Source organism: Noviherbaspirillum sp., assembly GCF_035254685.1.
Lineage (GTDB): Bacteria > Pseudomonadota > Gammaproteobacteria > Burkholderiales > Burkholderiaceae_D > Noviherbaspirillum.
Genome location: NZ_DATFAI010000030.1, coordinates 12265 through 30874, shown reverse-complemented (window position 1 = coordinate 30874; position 18610 = coordinate 12265). Strand labels below are relative to the sequence as shown.

Sequence of the window (18610 nt, the reverse complement as noted above, 5' to 3'; positions counted from 1 at the left end):
TGCCACGACGGCACCACCGGAGTCCAGCGGACACGTTTCCGCTGGATGCCCTCTTACTTCAATACCCGCCTCGACAGCTTCCAGAGCCCACCCAGCGCAACCGGGATCACCGCTGCGCCAACGCCGATCAGCACGATGGTGTTCAGGTGGTCCCGGATGACGGGAATATTGCCGAAGAAGTAGCCCGCAGCGACCAGCCCCACGACCCACGCAGTCGCCCCGACCACGTTGAAGAACTGGAACCTGACGAAGGTCATGTCGGACACGCCCGCCACGAAGGGCGCGAAGGTGCGCACCACCGGGATGAAGCGAGCCAGGATGATCGTCTTGCCGCCATGGTTCTCGTAGAACGCATGGGTCTTGCGCAATGCATCCTTGTCCAGCCACCTGTAATCGTGGGTGAAGACCTTGTGCCCGATCGCGCTGCCGATCCAGTAGTTGACCGTATTGCCGCTCACCGCCGCGATAATAAGCAGCAGCATCAAGACCCACTCGTTCATCGCTCCGGTAGCACAAAACGCGCCGCCGATGAACAGCAGCGAATCGCCCGGCAGGAAGGGCAGCACCACCAGGCCGGTCTCGCAAAACACAATGGCGAACAGCATCGCATACACCATCGTCCCGTATTGCGAGATGACCTGCCCGAGATATTTATCGACATGCAAGATCATGTCGAGGAATTGCATGAAGTCCATTGGCGCTCCGCTGAAAGATGGCGGGCATCATACACCAGCGCTTTGCCGCGCATAAAGAGATGGAACAAACTCTTGCAAAACCCGCAGGGACCGTGCCATCGCCCGCCAGAGAAACATATCGATGCAGCGTTATAATCCCGCCATGAACGCACCGCACATCCCCGCCCGCCCGATCCAGGCGCTCTCCGACCAGCTCATCTCGCAAATTGCCGCCGGCGAAGTAGTCGACCGCCCATCGGCCGTGGTCAAGGAGTTGCTGGAAAATGCCCTGGATGCCGGTGCGACGCAAATCACCGTGCGACTGGAAGAAGGCGGCGTCAAACGCATTGCCATCACCGACAACGGGCGCGGCATTCCGCCCGAGCAGATGCCGCTCGCGCTGGCGCGCCACGCCACGTCCAAGATCGCCTCACTGGACGATCTTGAAAATGTCATCACGCTCGGCTTTCGCGGTGAAGCGCTGGCATCGATCGCCTCCGTCGCGCAACTGACGCTGACTTCGCGTACCGCAGGCGCCGCCCACGCATGGGAACTCGCTGGCAGCCAGCACAGCCAGGCTGCGCCCTCCTCCGGCGCGCAAGGAACCACGGTCGACGTGCGCGACCTGTATTTCAATACACCGGCGCGGCGCAAGTTCCTGAAATCGGAGCAGACCGAATTCGGCCACTGCGCCGAAGTCGTGCGCCGCATCGCGCTGTCGCGCCCCGATGTCGCGTTTTCGCTATCGCATAACGGCAAGACAGTCGAGCACTGGAACGTCAGCGAAGTCGACAAGCGCAGCGCCCACATACTCGGCAACGAATTTGCCAATGCGCGGATGCCACTGGACGAAAGCGCCGGCCCATTGCGTCTTTACGGCTTCGTCGGCCTGCCGACGGCATCAAAGGCGCGCGCCGATGCGCAGTATTTCTATGTCAACGGTCGTTTCGTGCGCGACAAGCTGCTCACGCACGCGGTGCGCGCCGCCTACCAGGACGTGCTGCATGGCGACCGCTACCCCTCCTACGTGCTAAGCCTGGATCTTGATCCCGCCCTGGTCGACGTCAATGTGCACCCGTCGAAAATCGAGGTGCGCTTCCGCGACAGCCGCGCGGTGCATCAGTTCATCTTCCATGCCATCAGTCGCGTGCTGGCGCAGACATCGGCGACCGCTGCCGGATCCGCGCCAGCGCCGGTTACTGCCACTCCCGCCGCCATCTCATGGATACGCGAACCGCAGCAGGCCACATTTGCTCCGCAATTCTCGTCAGGGCTGGGCGTCGCGCAGACCACCGCAAGTTATGGTGCACTGTTTGCAAGCACGCCCGATCATAACGTGGCACCTTCTGCCGTATCCACGCCGCAGGCACTGCCTGCCGATGAAGAACATCCGCTTGGATTTGCGCTCGCACAATTGCACGGGATTTATGTGCTCGCCCAGAACACAAAAGGTCTGATTCTCGTCGACATGCACGCGGCGCATGAGCGCATCCTTTACGAGCAGTTGAAAAATGCGCTGGACGCCGACGCGATGCAGGTGCAACCTCTGCTCATTCCAGTCACCTTCTATGCCGATCCGGTGGAAGTGGGCACCGCGCAGGAGAATGCCGACGCATTGACGGCGCTCGGTTTCGACATCAGCGCATTGTCACCCACAACACTTGCCGTGCGCGCCATTCCAGCCCTGCTGAAGAATGCGGATGCTCAGTCTCTCGCACGCGATGTGCTGCGGGACGTGCGCGAATTCGGCGGCTCGCGAGTGCTGGTCGAGCGCCGCAACGAAATGCTCGGGACACTGGCCTGCCACACCGCCGTGCGCGCCAATCGCGCACTAACGATTCCGGAAATGAATGCCTTGCTACGCCAGATGGAAGCAACCGAGCGCGCAGACCAATGCAACCACGGCCGGCCGACATGGGTGCAACTCGCCCTGTCCGACCTCGACAAGCTTTTCCTGCGCGGACAATAGGCGGTGAGCATGCCTGTCTTCCTGCAAGGCCAGTCATGACGACTGCATCAAAGCCGCTGGCAATCGCCATCATGGGCCCGACCGCATCCGGCAAGACCGCCGCGGCGCTCGAGGTCGCACGGCACATACCCTCGGAAATCATCTCGGTCGATTCCGCGCTGGTCTATCGCGGCATGGACATCGGCACGGCAAAGCCAACCGCAGCCGAGCGCGCCGAGGTGCCGCATCACCTGATCGACATCCTCGACCCGACCGAGAGCTACTCGGCGGCACAGTTTCGCGAAGATGCATTGCACCTCGTTGCGGAGATCAGACAATGCGGTCGACTGCCGCTGCTCGTCGGCGGCACCATGCTCTATTTCAAGGCCTTGCGCGAGGGGCTCGATGCGTTACCGCAGGCCGATGCCGAAGTGCGAGAGCGGCTCAACGCCGAAGCGGAGAGAATCGGCATACCGGCCATGCATGCCAGGCTGGCATCGCTCGATCCGGTGACCGCGGCGCGCCTGAAACCGAATGATGCGCAACGCATCCAGCGCGCCCTGGAAATCATCGAACTGACCGGCAAGCCGATGTCCGAGCTGCTTGCCAAGACGACAAAGACAGAACTGCCATTTACGCTGCTACCCCTTTCGCTGGAGCCGTCGGACCGCAGCGTCCTGCATGCGCGCTGCGCGGCGCGTTTCGACGCGATGCTGGACGCGCCGGACGGCGGCCTGCTGAAAGAAGTACAAGCCCTTCGTGCGCGAGGCGACCTGCATCTCAGGCTCCCGTCGATGCGCTGCGTCGGCTACCGGCAGGCCTGGGAATATCTGGACGGCGAGTACGACCTGCCGACCCTGCGCGAAAAAGGGATTGCCGCCACCAGACAGTTAGCAAAAAGACAGTTGACCTGGCTGCGTGCGATGCCCGACCGCATCGTGATCGATTGCATTGCCTCGGACGCCACAGAACAGGTTCTCAGCCAAGTGCGTCGCGCGCTGGATCAGCGCTAAAATACGGGCGAGCAAAAAATTCGACCCAAGCCATCTTGACAGACTTAACGAACGACATCATAATTTAGGGCTATTTTGGTGATATAGCTCAGCTGGTTAGAGCACAGCACTCATAATGCTGGGGTCGGTGGTTCAAGTCCACCTATCACCACCAATACCATGTCCCAGGAAATCCTGAGACATCCAAAAACCCGCTTCTAGCCCCGTGCTGATGCGGGTTTTTTGTTTTATACCGTTCAATAGCATCCATTTACATCCACGGTTTTTGCATCCATACTTTCACCCATGGATGCAAACTTCTCGACCGCTTGGATGCAAAATGCCCAAACTCGCGAAACCGCTCACTGACACCCAGGTAAAAAACGCCAAGCCCAGGGACAAGCCCTACACCCTGGCCGACGGCGGCGGCATGTACCTCGAGATCATGCCGACCGGCTCGAAGATATGGCGCATGAGCTATCGCCAGCCCAACGGCAAGAACAACCGGCTCACATTCGGCGCCTATCCCGAAGTGTCGCTCTTGGATGCACGCCAAAAGCGCATGGATGCAAGGAAGCTGAAGGCGGCGGGACAAGACCCGGCGCAAGCCAGACGAATCGACAAGGTCAACAAGGCGATCGCGAACGCCAACACGTTCGAGGCGGTGGCGCGCGAATGGCATGCCAACAAGCTGGAGACGTGGCAGCCCCGCACTGCCACCAATGTCCTGCACCGGCTGGAAAAGGACGTGTTCCCCTTGATCGGCAAACACCCGATCGCCGACATCAAGGCCCCCGTCATGCTGGACGTGCTGCGCCAGATCGAAAAGCGTGGCGCACTGGACATGGCGAAGCGGCAGGGACAAGTCTGCAGCCAGATATTCCGCTATGCGATTGCTTGCGGCAAGGCGGACACCGACCCGGTACCCAGCCTGCGGGGCGCACTCAAGCCGACCGCCAAGGGGCATCATGCGGCGATTACCCCGGATGACTTGCCGGAATTCATCCGCGCCTTTGAAAAGATCGAGGGGCGCATGTTCGTGCCAACCAAAGTCATGTTCCGGCTGATGATGCTGACCTTTGTCCGCACCAGCGAACTGACCGAAACACCGTGGACGGAAATCGACCTGGAAAACGAGTCGTGGGTAATCGACTGGCACCGGATGAAGATGGGCAAAAGGAAGGTCAACCCGCGCAAGGTCAATCATCATGTTTTCCTCCCACGCCAGGGCTGGGAACTGCTGCGGGAACTGCACGCCATTACAGGCAGCAACAAATATCTGTTCCCGAACCAGCGCGACCATGAAAAGCCCGCAACCAATTTCGGCATCCTGGCGGCGTTGAAGCGCATGGGATACAGCGGCAGGATGACAGGCCACGGATTCAGGTCACTGGCAATGGGTGTCATCAAGGAACGCCTGGGCTATCGGCACGAGGTGGTGGACCGCCAGCTATCCCATGCTTCCGGCGATGCCTACGGCGAAGCGTACGACCGCGCCCTGTTCCTTGATGAGCGCAGGATCATGATGCAGCAATACGCTGACTATCTGGAAACTGTTGCAAGCGGCAAGGTGATTGCAGGAAAGTTTGGCAGAGCGATCTAAGAAAATTGGCGCGGGCCACTGTCGCATTTATTTTTCGAATAAAGGGAGGGCAAGGGATCGGGAGTTCGCCCCCGCCCCGACCAATAGAATCAAAGACTTACGAAAAGCCGCCGTGTGCGGCTTTTTCGTTGGGCAGATTTTGGTAAGAAATTCGGTATGAAAAAATTCGGCCTTGGCCTTTGAAGCCGGGGATGGAAGTTTGCCGCGCCCGCCGAACTCCATCATCACCAATTCCAATAACCGGATGCGGAGACTGAAAAAGGAGGCCACCTTCGGACGGACAATTTAGGCAAATGCTGTGCAATGCCAGCACCTTATCCAGAGGTAGCAAATATTTAAACAACTCACGCTCCCCTACCAGTGGTAGCCCACCCAAGCGTCTCTCTGCCATCCCATATTTTTTGGGATGGCAGAGAGCCAAGGAGTCGGATTACAATTTAATGTTCACCAACTGCAACGTTCTTATTCCTGCACGTTGGCTCCCGTTTAAGGCTTGGCTTTTAGGGAAAGAAGGCGTTGATGGACTGGCGGCAATGGAAGCTGGAAGACTGGAACCGTGCGCTGGTGGCAACCCTTTTCTTCGATCAAGAAAGGCTCAACCAACCGGTAAGGCGCGTCGAGGCTTCGGATAAATTCCTTGCCAAGGCCACAGGGGACACTGCGGCTGGCTATGCGGAAGCCCGGAAGGCGTTCATCCGAAGCTTTGGCCAGTCCGGTGCGACAATACGCGCGTATTACGAGTGGTCGTCTGAGCACGCCAACCAGACCCGACGCCAAGGGTATCCAAGCATTGTCGCGCCGCTTTACCTTACCTTGCTCGCGGCTAGTGCCGATGAAACCACCCACTCGCACGGGAACTTCCGCGAACGTTTTGCCACGCTCTTGAAGCCCGTGGAGGTCGGCCACTTGGGTTTTGGTGACCTTCCGTCGCTATGGAAACATGTCGAGGCCTGGAGCGTGCGGCGTGCGAAAAACAACCTTGATTGCCGCGTGCTCCAATTGCCTCCCGTGAGGTGGCACGACAGGCTCATCAGCCATTCAAAGCTCCTAGCCTTCCCTGCCTATATCGATGAGTTGAGACTTCAGGAAGTGCTTGGCCGTGCCGGCCTAGACAGCGATTCTACTTTCCAAGAAATCGCCCACCACGTTTCCGCCAGGCTCGGGAAATTCAGCAAGTTCTTCCAAGAAGAGTTCGAGGTCTTTCGGAATCATCTCAACCGTGCAGAAAACCAAGAGGCGTACCAAACCCCCTTTTGGAGCGCTGTCGAAGCACTTACTTGGGAAAACCAGCGTGAGTTAGCGCGGACGACGGGGGAGTTTGCGCTTGGCATCGATGTAACTGACCCCGCTTTCCCGGAGTTCTACCTGTTGGCTGACGATATTGCCGCTAGCAAGCTACCGCGCCAACTCGCAACGGCGAGCGCTCCCCGTCCCGGGCGGTTACGCAACTTCACCAAGTTGGCCGATGGCAAGCCGTGGAACCCGGCCCTCGTCGAATCTGCGGTAGCGTTCCAAGCGAACCTTGCGCGCCTAAAGTTATGGAAGCGGTTGAAATCTGGCTGCATTGCGCTGTACTTCGACGAGTTTGGAAATCGCACGAGCGAAGGCTCGCATATCGACGGTGCCGGTGCTTGCATTATTGCCAAAGGCGCCATCGCGGATGAGCTAACCAAAACTAGCAAGAACCTGAGGTTAAAGTTTACCGAAACAAGGGCAAACGGCGGATTCGCGCCGTGGAGGGTTTTCCTGTTCGAAGAGCTCCTTGAACGGCAGCTGCAACGCCTCGGTGAAGACATGCCTGACGATGCCCGGCATGGCCTCCAAACCGCTTGGCGCCCGCCGCGGATTAGCTTTTCCGGTGGCGCGTGGGACGGCCAGATGCTGTTGCTCAATCCTGCTAGCGTGCCGCTCGTTGGCATGCCGAAAGTTGCCTCCGGCAGTTTTCAGGTTTTAAACGAAGGTGGCGACGTACTGGCCGAGGGTGGGCTTGAGCCCACCGATGGGGAAGGCCGCTTGGCCATTCCGCCCAAGACGCTGGCAGCGCTAGCGATACCCCATACATTGAAGGTCGCCGCGGTGACCAAGGACGCGTACCACGCGGAGTACTCATTGAGTGTAACCACTATGTTCCCGCCGAGTGCCCCGACGCCCCTTCCCGACCCTACCTCCTGGCTAGCCGATGGACCAGGTGGAATGCTTTCCTACATTGATGGGCACCCCGGGGCGCCACGACAACCCGGCAGTAGCGCACGCTCCTTGCCCCTTCCGAAGTTCGAACGCTGCCCGGGAGACCGGGCCATGCAGTTGGTGGAGGTTGGGCTGGATGCAATCCCACCGGCCTTGGACTGGCTCTGCGAAGCCTTGGCCCTGCGCTTCCAAACTCGGGCAACGCTTCCCTTTTCTCAGCTCATGGACCACATCAACCCTGCGAGCGAGGCATCCGGCGTGCCGGCATGGCAGTTGAAGCGGCTCCTCTTGTCATCCGGCTTGTTGCAAACGGTCCAGAAGCGCGATTCACCATACACCATAGTAGTGGCAGCGCCACGGACCATATCACTTGGCCAAGGGCCGGGCCAATGTGTCGCCAGGATTAGCGGCTTGTTGTCGAAATCCGAACGTGCAGCTCTAGCGGCGATACTGATGCCAGAAGAGCAGGCTTTCCGGCTCTCGCCCGAGGGTCCCTCCCTCGGGATAGGGGTTATCGAGCTTCGTCTCTCCGGCCCGGGGCGCATTCTCAAGATCGCTACGTCGCTTGGGCTCGTAGTCGCCGGTGCGCCTTTGCCGGCCCCACTTTCACCACCACGCGAGTTCCCCGCAGCGATAGCTGCGTCGGGTAGCGAATTGCCACGCGACGCCGGGTTAGAAGCCTACAACGCTGCGAAACAACGATGGGAACCGGCAACAACTGCCCAGCCGATTAGCCCAAAAGGAATGTTTTTCCGGTTGGTTTCCAAACAAAAGCGGGACTATTGGATTTCCACAGGATCTGGCTATATGTGGACTGATAGCCTGACCTGGGCGCAGGTATTCCGCACCGGGATCGCAGGAAAGCCATTTGGCCATGTACTACCGAATGGGGACTGCGTATTCGATGCGGGTATGTACGGCCTACCGCCCCCGCTGGTCCAATGGTGGCTGCAACAAGGCGGGGGGTATGTGGGAATCGGGCGGGAGGGCCAACTGGTATTTGCTGGTGGCGCAAGTGACGCCATATGGAAACAAGCCGGGGGTTGGTTTCCCCATAAGGTGGACGCTGTGGATGTCGAACCAATGGCCGCACTCGAGCGTCGCCGCCTAGCCCTGTCGCTGCGTAAACGACGGAGCAACTAAAAAAAGCTGACCCATTTCGTAAATAGCCTTCATTAGAAAGTTGCCCAGTATGTCATCGGTCCCAAAACCAATCATCCAAAAAACCCAATGGAACAAACTGCGCCTCTGCGACATGTTTTTCCATGGAGCTTCCGACGCAGAGCTTGGCGAATGCTTGAAGAAAAAGAAGCTCCAGCTTATAGCCGCAAGAGTCCGGGCCAGTAATGTCCCGCCGAACCACCTCGGGAAGGCGAAGTTCATTGCTGACATGGGTGACGAGGCGTTGGAACATATCAAGGAATGGTTCTACATGAATGGGAAGTTTTCCGACCTCCCGTCAGTTGCCGACGCATGCGAACGCCTCGCCGCCCACGCCGGTGTAGGGAGGGACGCTGTTTCAAAAAAAGAGGCCTATGTACTTTGGCGCTCGGTATTACACGCCTTCGCCGGCAATGTCGGAAAGCCAGTCGTCGAGTCGTTCCTCACACAAGTACCTGTACTAGGACAACCGGCCACGTCTGCAGTGCAAACTGGTATCCCCCTCGGCGACTTGGACGCGAACGATGGCTTGTTACTGTCGTTGGGGCGGGGGCAAAGTGCATCATTAGCCCGCCCTGGGGTGGCGGTCATTGCCGGCTTGGTAGCTGCGGCCCGCCATGACGGTGTCACATATAGTGCGGCGAAGCAGAAACTGCTCGACCTGAGGACACCTGTCGGCACACGGTTTGCAAGCGTCCTCGACTCTCTCTATAAACAATCGTATAACCATCAGGTTGTACAGGGGCACGGACAGCCCAAGCCAGCGCTGGGCTTGGCGGACGTGGACCTTGGCGACCGTGAACAAATGGTGGTCATTGGCGTGCGGCAGCGGGTCCTTGATAACGGAACATTTTTTGTCCACATTCTGGGGATTATCCAAGACGGCCATGTCATCGAGCTGGCGCCTGGGGAAGCCCGCGAAATTTTCTTGGAAAATGGGGATGCAATTGCCTTCCCCCACACTACAGGGTTGGTGCCACCAAACGACCACGGCCTCGGTGTTTGGGGCGTGCTCCATATGGATACCGACAAGAGCGCGCACTATAGTGTCACCCGCTACGAGCGCCGCGTGTACGACGTAGTCGAGGTGCCGCACCCGAAGGAGGATCCCGATAAGGTCCGGATTTGGATCCAACAGTCGTACAAGCCGCACCAAGATGTCTGCCCACTCTTCCGATTGGCAGATGGGACCATTTTCCGGCTCTCGGGGGATGTCACCGATCCTGCGAACGCCAATTTTGATTTCCCGCTCGTTGCCTACAACGACCTGCCGCTTTCTATTTTCCATAAACGGCTCGTCTTCGCGGGTGTTTTCCCTGCTCCACATAAGAAGTTCGACTGCGCACCCGCCCACGTCTTGGTTAAGCGCCTCTTCAAGGCTAAGTCCAGCCTCGCAAGCCTTGCTCAAGTGACCAAGGCAGAGGTCAACGAATTGGCAGCGTTGGCGGCAGCAGAGGCGACGGACGAGGCGCTACGCAACTCGTTGGAACGTGCAAAGGGAAAGGTCGGGGCTCTGATCGATGGCAAGGCCATGTTAGATGCTGTCATTGACGACATACTCAAGTTGCCGGAGGTGAAGGCGCGGCTCGACGAGGAGCGCCAACGGGTAGCAAGCGAGCTGGTCGGCCAGGCCGCAGCGGCCAATCAGGAGCTGGCTAAATTACAGGCCGACAAGGCCCAGCTGCAGTCCGAGCTAAAGAACCTCAAGGCCTCCATCGACCGCGAGGCAGCTTCACTGGCTTCGGAAGTAAAAAAAGCTTTCGAAGCCGCGAGCGCGGAAGGCATGAAGACCTTGGGTCAAGTAGCGGTCATCAGCCGTGCGCTTGGAATCGGCGGGGGTGGCGTGCAGCCGCGCGACCAGCAAGTGGCGGATGACGCCGTGGCGGGAACGGGTAGTACCTTCGCGCAAACAGGAACCTGTATCGGGACGAAGAAGCAACTCAACGCGACGATTGCGCAGTGGGCATTGGGTACTGGCTGGAGCAGCAAGCTCATGCATGCGGCAATTGCCGCATCAGCCAACGGCGTCATTGCCTTGGCCGGGCCGCGACAAGAGGAACTGTACGAGTTCCTTGTGGGCACAGTGTCTGGTGGCATTGCCTGTGACCTGTCGGTTTCTGCGGACATGTTTAGCGTGTCCGACCTACTGAACGCGCCCGCGGTAGTCCGGATTGGTAAGCAAGCCCAAGCCATGTCCCTTGGTGAATTCCTGTGTAGTGCAGGCGGACAGCCGAGGGCAAGGACCGTACGCTTGCATGGGGTGAACCGCGTGCCTCCAGAGTCACTCCTCCCGGAGTTACTTGATGTGTGCCGATCCCCCCCAACCTCACGGCAGTTGGCATGGACGGACAAACGCGGCGCGACCCGGCTACTGCAGCTTTCGACGCCAATTGTCTTTATCTTGGATTTCGTCCAAGGGCGGTCGGTATTCCCGTGCTATCCACCCACTTCCATGGCCCTTCCAGTGGTCGATACCGGCGCACCTTGGGGGGACTACTGCGACGCCGAATTGCCTGATGCAAAGCCGTGCGCTTTCATCGACGCTGGGTATTACTTTGAATCCCTTGGGCCTGATGCCACGGCTAGCCTTCCCCCAACACTGGAAGCATTACCCCAAGGATCCCTGTCCACGGCGGCCCGCTTGTACACCGCGGCATGCGCAACCGGCATGGCTACCGAAGACGCGAGCACCTTTGCCATCGCAGCCCTGGGTGTGGGCCGCGTGCCGCGCGACAAGTTGCCCGCGACGACGGGGGGACAGGCTTGGCAAAAGTACTTTGATGGCGCCGACACCTTGTTCGGCCAAGCGTTTTTTGAAAAGGATGGCGCTAAATGATTGATCCGATTTCGTCGTTCGACGCGATTAGGGATTTTTATATTACGTACCTTGAAACGGCATTCCGTATCGGGGATCCTGACATTCAGGCCAAGCGGCGTGCGCTCCTCGAGGAGGTGGACACGTTGTGCACGGAGCCTTACCTCGAGCCATTGCCTGCCTATGCCGATTACGGGTTGCGCATCGACGGCTTGCGGGCGGCGAAGGACGGCGCCAAGTGGCTCGCCGGTTTTGATCAAGGGGAGCGGGAAGCGTTCGTCGACCTTTGCCTTTCGGGCCTCCTCCCCGCCGACCCCAATGACTCGGCAAAGGGTCGGTTTGCCCTGTACACCCACCAGCTCGATATGCTCGCAAGAGGCATAGGCAAGAGCACGCCGGGGATCGTGACCTCGGGGACCGGTTCGGGGAAAACTGAATCGTTCCTCTTGCCGATCTTCGCGGCCCTGTCCAAGGAAGCCAAGAAGTGGCCGGCAAGCCCCAACCTCAAACATTGGAAGCCTTGGTGGCAGTCCGAAGGTAACGCTCCGACATTCCAGCGCGCTAGCGGCTACGAAGCGGCGAGGCGGCCGAAGGCGATACGTGCGATCGTCCTGTACCCGATGAATGCGTTGGTGGAGGACCAAATGGTCCGCCTACGGCGCGCACTTGATTCAGACGCTGCCCATCAGGCAATGGAGCAGCACTTCAACGGCAACCGCATTTTCTTCGGGCGCTACACGAGTGCAACTAAGGTTACTGGTTGGCTGAAGCACCCGCGGGTCAATGAGGACAAGGCGAAGGTCGCTGAGCGCGTGGAAGATCTGCGCAAATACATGGCGCAACTGGAGGAAACGCAACAGGCCATCAAGGAAATGGGAAAAGATGGGGAGGGGCTCCAATTCAACTTCCCCCGTGCGCCGGGCAACGAAGTTGTGAGTCGCTGGGAGATGCAGCAGACCCCCCCGGATATCCTCATCACCAACACAAGCATGTTGTCCACGATGTTGGTGCGTGAAATCGATGAGCCGGTCTTTGCGCAGACCAAGAAGTGGCTTGAAAGCGATCCGGATTCGTATTTCTACTTGGTGATCGATGAACTGCATTTGCAGCGTGGGTCAGCGGGGACGGAAGTAAGTTACTTGTTGCGCATGCTGCTTGAGCAACTTGGCCTTACCGATCCTGCCCACCAGCATAAACTGCGGATCCTCTGTTCTAGCGCATCACTGCCTGTAGATGGCGTGGAGCGGGAACAAAGCTTGGATTACCTTTGGGGCATGTTCGGCACGGCGGGCTTGCCTTCCACGGCAAAGCGCGAGGACTGGGCGCATGCCATCGTGAAGGGTACCTCCCCTGTAGTGCCGGCAGAGTTATTCGGCGGGAGTCCGACCGAGCTCCGCCTTGCCCTCGCTGCGGCCAAGGAGGCCAGCCAACAAGGGGAACAGGCGATCCCCTTACTGGAACAACAATGGCACGGTATAGCTTCGGCTCTGGGCATTGGTACCGTTGGGAAGACAGTGCCCGCCATTGCGGCCGAGGCCGTGGCAATGGCTGGGCGGCTACTGCAGTCGGGCTGTGCCCCTGACCAATCAGGGGGTAGGCGCGCAACGACGACCCGTGCCATCGGTCAAGCCGTGTTCGGTGGCGATTCGGGACCGGAAGTAGCCGGCCTACTGGTATGGTTGCGTGCCCTTTCGGACCTGTGGCCGGAGTGGTTCGGTGTTGACTTCAACCCGCCATCCGCCGCACCGCGCTTTAGGGTACATACCTTCCTGCGTGCGCTCGAGGGACTATTTGTGGCCCCCCTCCCCGCGCCTTCGGACGAGCCGCCGGCTGAACGGACCCAACGCTTGTTTGGCGACCTGTCCGTGGACTCGGGAACACGGTACGGTTCCAGCGACAGCGACGGGCGCAAGTCGCGCATGGTGGACATGCTCTACTGTGAATGTTGCGGCACTTTGTATTACGGCGGTAAGTTCGCCAAGTCGGGGGGGGCGGGCGAGCGTATTGAATTGCTGCCTAACGACCCGGATACTGCTTCGTTGCCGGAGCGTGCCAAGGTAACGATGGTCGAGCAGCGCTCGGCGGAAGACTACGCACTCTTCATGCCGACCGTTCGCCAATTTTGGCCGCAGGGGAACGACGAACCGGCCGACGACGAAGCACAAGGCCGCTGGCGGCAAGCCGAGTACGACCCGTGGACAGCGACCATTACGCCAGTCGCTGCCAAGCCCCTGGGCAATGGTATCCCCGGCTGGCATTACTACGTAGATAAAGCGAACTTCAAGGGTGAAGAGCGGCGTAACCAATCTTCGCCTGCGGATTCTGGCACGGCACTCCCCTTCCAGTGCCCATCCTGCGCGATCTCCTATCGGAAAGGCCTTGGCAAACTGTCACCCATCCGTGGCTTCCGGGTCGGTTTTGCGAAAACAACCCAGCTGCTCGCCAGTACGCTGATTTCGGAGCTGCGGCGTGGCAATGGCGAAGAGCGACTTGTCTCCTTCTCGGACAGCCGGCAAGATGCGGCAAATGCCGCATTTGACCTTGAAGGCGGGCACCATGATGACGTCCGTCGGGAACTCGTTGTCCGCAGCCTCGAGGCCTTACGTGATGCGCTGGGTAATGCCGGCCAACTGCAAGAAGAAAAGGCCCGGGTGATGGCGCGTATCCAAGAGATCACCGGCCAAGAGGAGCACGAAGACGAATTCCTTGCGCTATATGCCAAGCTCACTGCAATTAGTAAGCAGGCGAAAGCAAGCAAGAACGACTGGGTGGACATGGCTAGTATCCTTGAGCCCATCGAGCCTGTCCCAGGCGCACCGATCCGGCCCCTCTTGGCTGGCATGGTCGAACGTGGCATTCACCCGACTGACCGCACAGGGTTGGCCCCTGTCCCCGAGCCACGGCACAACGGCACGGTTTCATTTGCTTGGCAACAGTTGTTCGAGAAAGCCGATGGCCAGTGGCTGTGGCGGCAAAACGATGCCTACGAGGCCGAATTAAAGCAGGCTTCCAAGGAGGTTGCCGCGGACCTCGTCGAGCTCGTCGGGGAGACATTGTTTAGCCGGACGTATTTCGCACTCGAGGAATCGGGATGGGGATACCCATGCTTGCCATTGGCCGGCAGCGAAACACGGGAGGCGATGGGACCGTTCGACGCCATGGTCCGTGTCTTGGCAGACGCCGGCCGGGTCACACCCTCCAAGTACGGCGCCAAGCATGCACCATGGGACCGGCCTGAAAATATCAACCGGCGCCTGCGCGAGTTTGCCAAGGCGTACTGTGCGGCCTCCGGGAAGGACGTCAATGCCGTCCTTAGCGACTTCCTCGCGAAGCTGCTTGAAAAGGGCCACACGAATGGCCTTATCTCCGTCATCAAGATCGGTTACCGGCCGCTGCCGGTGGATGCGCAGTATTGGCGGTGCGCGGGCTGCGGGCGCGTGCACGTGCACCTAGGGGCGAAGGTTTGTACCCGATGCCTCGCACCGTTGCGAGCCACTGCCACCGGCACGGTTATGCAGCTTAGGGAGAGTAATTTCCTTGGCAAGCGCATTATGCGGTCCAAGGGGGCTTACCGCCTCCGCGCCGAGGAATTGACGGGTATGACGTCGAACCCTGCCGCACGCCTGCGCCGTTTCAAGGGCATCCTGATCCAAGACGACGACGACATCCTGCCAAGCGGATTCAGCGGCGTCGGAGCTGATGCTGGACTAGACCGTGCGGCCCGTCTGGTCGACGTCCTATCTGTCACAACGACCATGGAAGTCGGGGTGGACATCGGTGACCTGCGTGCCGTATTCCAAGCCAATATGCCGCCCCAGCGCTTTAACTACCAGCAGCGCGTGGGCCGAGCTGGTCGCCGCGGGCAGGCGTTTTCGTTCGTGCTTACTGTTTGCCGCAGCAAGAGCCATGACCTGCACTATTTTTGGCACCCGGAGCAGATTACCGGCGACCCGCCGCCCCCACCGTTCCTCACCACGGGGCTCGACCAAATCGCACAGCGCTTGGTGTTCAAGCATTGGCTCGTCGGGGCATTCAGGGACTTACGCCGGGGGCACCAAGGAAAATGGCCAGGCGACGACTTGCTAACCAAGCCGGACAACCACGGCGAGTTTTTCCGGGTCGAGACCTTGAAGGCGGAATGGGCGACGTGGATGCCAAAGATCAAGGAAGCCTTGGGTGCCGGCGCAAAGCGCCGGGACAAGTTTGCCCTGCTCTGTGTCCAAGGCAATGAGGCGCGGGCGCAGGCAATCATCGCTGCGTTGGATATTGGCAAGGCGGTCACGATGGTCAAGGATGCCACCCATGATCCTGCCATGTCCGGCAAGGGCCTCGCCGAGGCATTGGCCGAGCGTGGCGCGTTCCCCATGTACGGCATGCCGACCCGGACAAGGGTGCTACACACACGTCCCGTCCTCGGCAAACACGGCCGCGTGTCCTTCGCGTCCATGGACCGTGACCTGGATGTCGCGATCCAGGAATTTGCACCGGGCAAATTCCTGACGCATGACAAACGGCGTTACCTTACCGTCGGCTTTGCGGGTGGGATGTTGCAACAATCGAAGACGAAATCGCAGTCCTTCCAGTCGGTGCCCGGAGACCTCGGCGAAATGCAGGAGTTTGCCGAATGCCCGGTATGCGGGGCGTGGGAGGCACGCATTGGGCAGATGGAAGGGCACACGTGTAAATCGTGTGGGGCCGAGATGTCTGGCGCCAACGCTATCAAGACCTACGTACCCCGCGGGTTCATCACGTCGCTGAAGCCGAGCCGGGTGGAAGGTAATGGCAATGACTTCCTTGCGCGGTCCAACCGCATCGTCATGGCCGAAGCGGAAGACGTCGCGACGGGGTCTTGCTCCGGATCGAACCTCAAAATTGGCCTCAGCAACCAGTCGCGCGTCCTACGGCTGAACAAGGGACAACCTTCCGAGAACTCGTGGCCGGGATTTTCCGTTGCCAAGGGAGACCTTCGCGCCACTTACCTTCACAATGGCAAAGAACATTGGGTTTGGGCGAATGGCGTCTACGTCGACAGCAATATCCTCGCCGCGCCTAATGAGGCTTACCGGGATACGCAAGCGCGTTGGGGGGCGGACAAGGATGGGGTTGGTGAATCCAATTTCTACTTACTGGCACCGAAGGTGACGGACTCCCTTGTCCTAGCGCCTGCTACCCTTCCCGCTTGGCTGCAATTCCAGAAACCGAGCCAAGATGGCCAATTGCGGCCAACGGAAGCATTCCGCTCTGGCGCCCTGTCGGCATGCTTCATGGCCATCAACCATGCCTCCCGCAAGTTGCTTGACGTTGACCCGGATGAGTTCCAAATCCTGGAACCCCGCCTCAAGCGCATGCCAGACGGCGCGATGATGCCGTTCTTGCAGGTTTCCGACGACCTGATCAATGGCTCCGGGCTGTGCGACCGCTTGCAGCAGCAGGGGACATCCGGCGCGCCTATCATCTTGGAAGTCATCCAGCATATCGTTCATCAACGCGGGGAATCACCACTCGCGGACATGATGGAGGCGAGCCACACGTCCAAGTGCCTCACCGGTTGCTACCGCTGCCTGCATCGCTACGGCAACCAGGCCTACCATGGCTTGCTCGATTGGCGGCTCGGCCTTGGCGTACTCCACCTGTTACTTGACGCCGGGCAAACGCTGGGAATAGACGGCAACTTTGATTCCCCTAGCGTCGAGGATTGGCCGGAAGTGGCTCGGCAACTGCGGGACGAGGCGGCCAGCTTTTTTGGGAGCAATCGTATCGAGATTGGGTCAATCCCGTTGCTCGAAGTCGTGAGTGGTAAGTGGGCGGCCATTGTCCACCCGTTCTGGCAATGGCAGTCGGTGCTCGAGCAGCATCCTGCCCTTAGCGAGTTCGCCATTGAAAATGGTGAACTCGTGCCGGTGACGACGTTTGAGCTGGCAAGGCAGATGGGAAGCGTTCTTTCGCGCCTACGTGCTGGACAAGGGGCATGATGGCAAACGTGCCGCTAACGCTAAAACGGACGAGGCCGATTTCGCCGTCCAAGCTGTCGACGTTCACGACCTGCCCGCTGCGCTACCTCCTTGAAACGGAGCGCCCTCCTAAGGGCGGCCTTTCTTCCAACCCAATCGCGTTAAGGGGCACGATCACCCATGGGTTGATTGAGCAATCCACGGGGAAGCCCCTGCCCAAGGCGCAGGAGTTATTGGAACAGTTCCATGCCCTGCTGGCGGCGGCGGTGACCAAGAAAGATGCAAACCCGTTACTCAAACTCGCGTTCGAGCGGGCCGGCCACGCCGGCGTGCTTAGCGTGCCGCAAGTTGTGTCCGCATGCAGCTTCGTGATGAAAATCCTCAAGGCGCACCCGCAGGGGCTGCCAGCGGTTGGCACCGGTACGGCTGGCCAAGGAAGCGCTAGCCCCATTGGGCCGGAGAGGAAGTTCGAGGACTCAAGCCTTGACCTTGGCGGTTATATCGACCTCACTTACGCCGACGATGTCGGCAACGTCCATATTGTCGACTACAAGACGGGCAGCGTGCTCGGTGAGGATGGCGGGCCGCGCGCGGAATACCTGCTGCAAATGGGGGCATATGGGATACTCGTTAAGAAGGTACTTGGGCCGCCGAAGGTTTTCCTAGAGCTAGCGGGTGCAAGTTCTTCTTGGCAGGGGGAGTTGGATGCCGGCCTCGAGGCCACCGCGCTGCAATTGGTCAATCGCTTACGGTGCCAACTGCCGCGCGGTGAAGTGGTCGATGCCGACCACCTATCAAAGCAGGGGGTACATTGCCAAGGGTGCGGGTTCCGGCCGTCTTGCCGGGCCTACCTGGATTGCCTTCAGCATGCCCCAACGAGTGACCAACGCCTGTCACCAAAGGATGTCGCGGGTGAAATCATCGAAGTCTCCCCAATGGGTGCTCTTATTTCGCTCCGCCTCCGCACTACGAAGGGCCATATCGTTTCTATTGGAGGCGTGCCGGCACACTTACTGCAGGATGCCACGCCCGGGACATTGGTGGCCGCGTATGGCCTAGGGCACTTTGATGACCTCACACGTGCAAAGTTTGCCGCAAACTTCTTTATCTTCCGCGAGGACAACCCCGCTGCTAGTGCATTCGAGGCGACCCTAAAGCGGGTTGCATAGCCACCTGCGCCCACTTGTCGAGCGCTTAGGGAATTATTCCCGAGACTCCCCAGCGAATCAGTGCGTAATTTTCTTATTTGAATGAGCGGCTAAATCCTACCAATGCTGAG

At 59.4% G+C, this 18610-nt stretch carries 8 protein-coding genes and 1 tRNA gene; 8 read left to right on the top strand and 1 reads right to left on the bottom strand.

Annotation, left to right across the window (positions count from 1 at the left end; genetic code table 11):
- Positions 1 to 53: 53 nt before the first annotated feature.
- On the bottom strand, positions 54 to 695 hold the full coding sequence (locus VJ698_RS14155; protein WP_324103418.1) for a VTT domain-containing protein: 642 nt from the start codon (positions 693 to 695) through the stop codon (positions 54 to 56).
- 142 nt (positions 696 to 837) lie between these two features.
- On the opposite strand from VJ698_RS14155, the gene mutL reads away from it, so the two are divergent.
- From mutL to VJ698_RS14115, 8 genes are all read left to right on the top strand, one after another.
- Positions 838 to 2643: a DNA mismatch repair endonuclease MutL gene (mutL, locus tag VJ698_RS14150; protein ID WP_324103472.1), complete on the top strand. Its 1806-nt coding sequence runs from the start codon at positions 838 to 840 to the stop codon at positions 2641 to 2643.
- A gap of 35 nt (positions 2644 to 2678) precedes the next feature.
- Positions 2679 to 3635, top strand: a complete 957-nt coding sequence (gene miaA, locus VJ698_RS14145) for a tRNA (adenosine(37)-N6)-dimethylallyltransferase MiaA (RefSeq protein WP_324103417.1) — start codon at positions 2679 to 2681, stop codon at positions 3633 to 3635.
- A 77-nt stretch (positions 3636 to 3712) separates the two neighbouring features.
- Positions 3713 to 3789 (top strand) — tRNA-Met (locus tag VJ698_RS14140).
- Positions 3790 to 3954: 165 nt separating this feature from the next.
- Entirely contained in the window at positions 3955 to 5217 is a 1263-nt protein-coding gene (locus VJ698_RS14135) for a tyrosine-type recombinase/integrase (RefSeq protein ID WP_324103416.1), read from the top strand.
- A 519-nt stretch (positions 5218 to 5736) separates the two neighbouring features.
- Positions 5737 to 8547, top strand: coding sequence for a hypothetical protein (locus tag VJ698_RS14130; RefSeq protein ID WP_324103415.1), 2811 nt, complete (start codon positions 5737 to 5739; stop codon positions 8545 to 8547).
- A gap of 49 nt (positions 8548 to 8596) precedes the next feature.
- A complete protein-coding gene (locus tag VJ698_RS14125; protein WP_324103414.1) occupies positions 8597 to 11401 on the top strand; it encodes a hypothetical protein in 2805 nt (934 codons plus the stop codon).
- Positions 11398 to 17352, top strand: coding sequence for a DEAD/DEAH box helicase (locus tag VJ698_RS14120; RefSeq protein ID WP_324103413.1), 5955 nt, complete (start codon positions 11398 to 11400; stop codon positions 17350 to 17352). The genes VJ698_RS14125 and VJ698_RS14120 overlap by 4 nt, the downstream gene beginning before the upstream one ends.
- Positions 17349 to 18500, top strand: a complete 1152-nt coding sequence (locus VJ698_RS14115; RefSeq protein WP_324103412.1) for a PD-(D/E)XK nuclease family protein — start codon at positions 17349 to 17351, stop codon at positions 18498 to 18500. Before VJ698_RS14120 ends, VJ698_RS14115 begins: the two co-directional genes overlap by 4 nt.
- The last annotated feature ends 110 nt before the right edge of the window (positions 18501 to 18610 follow it).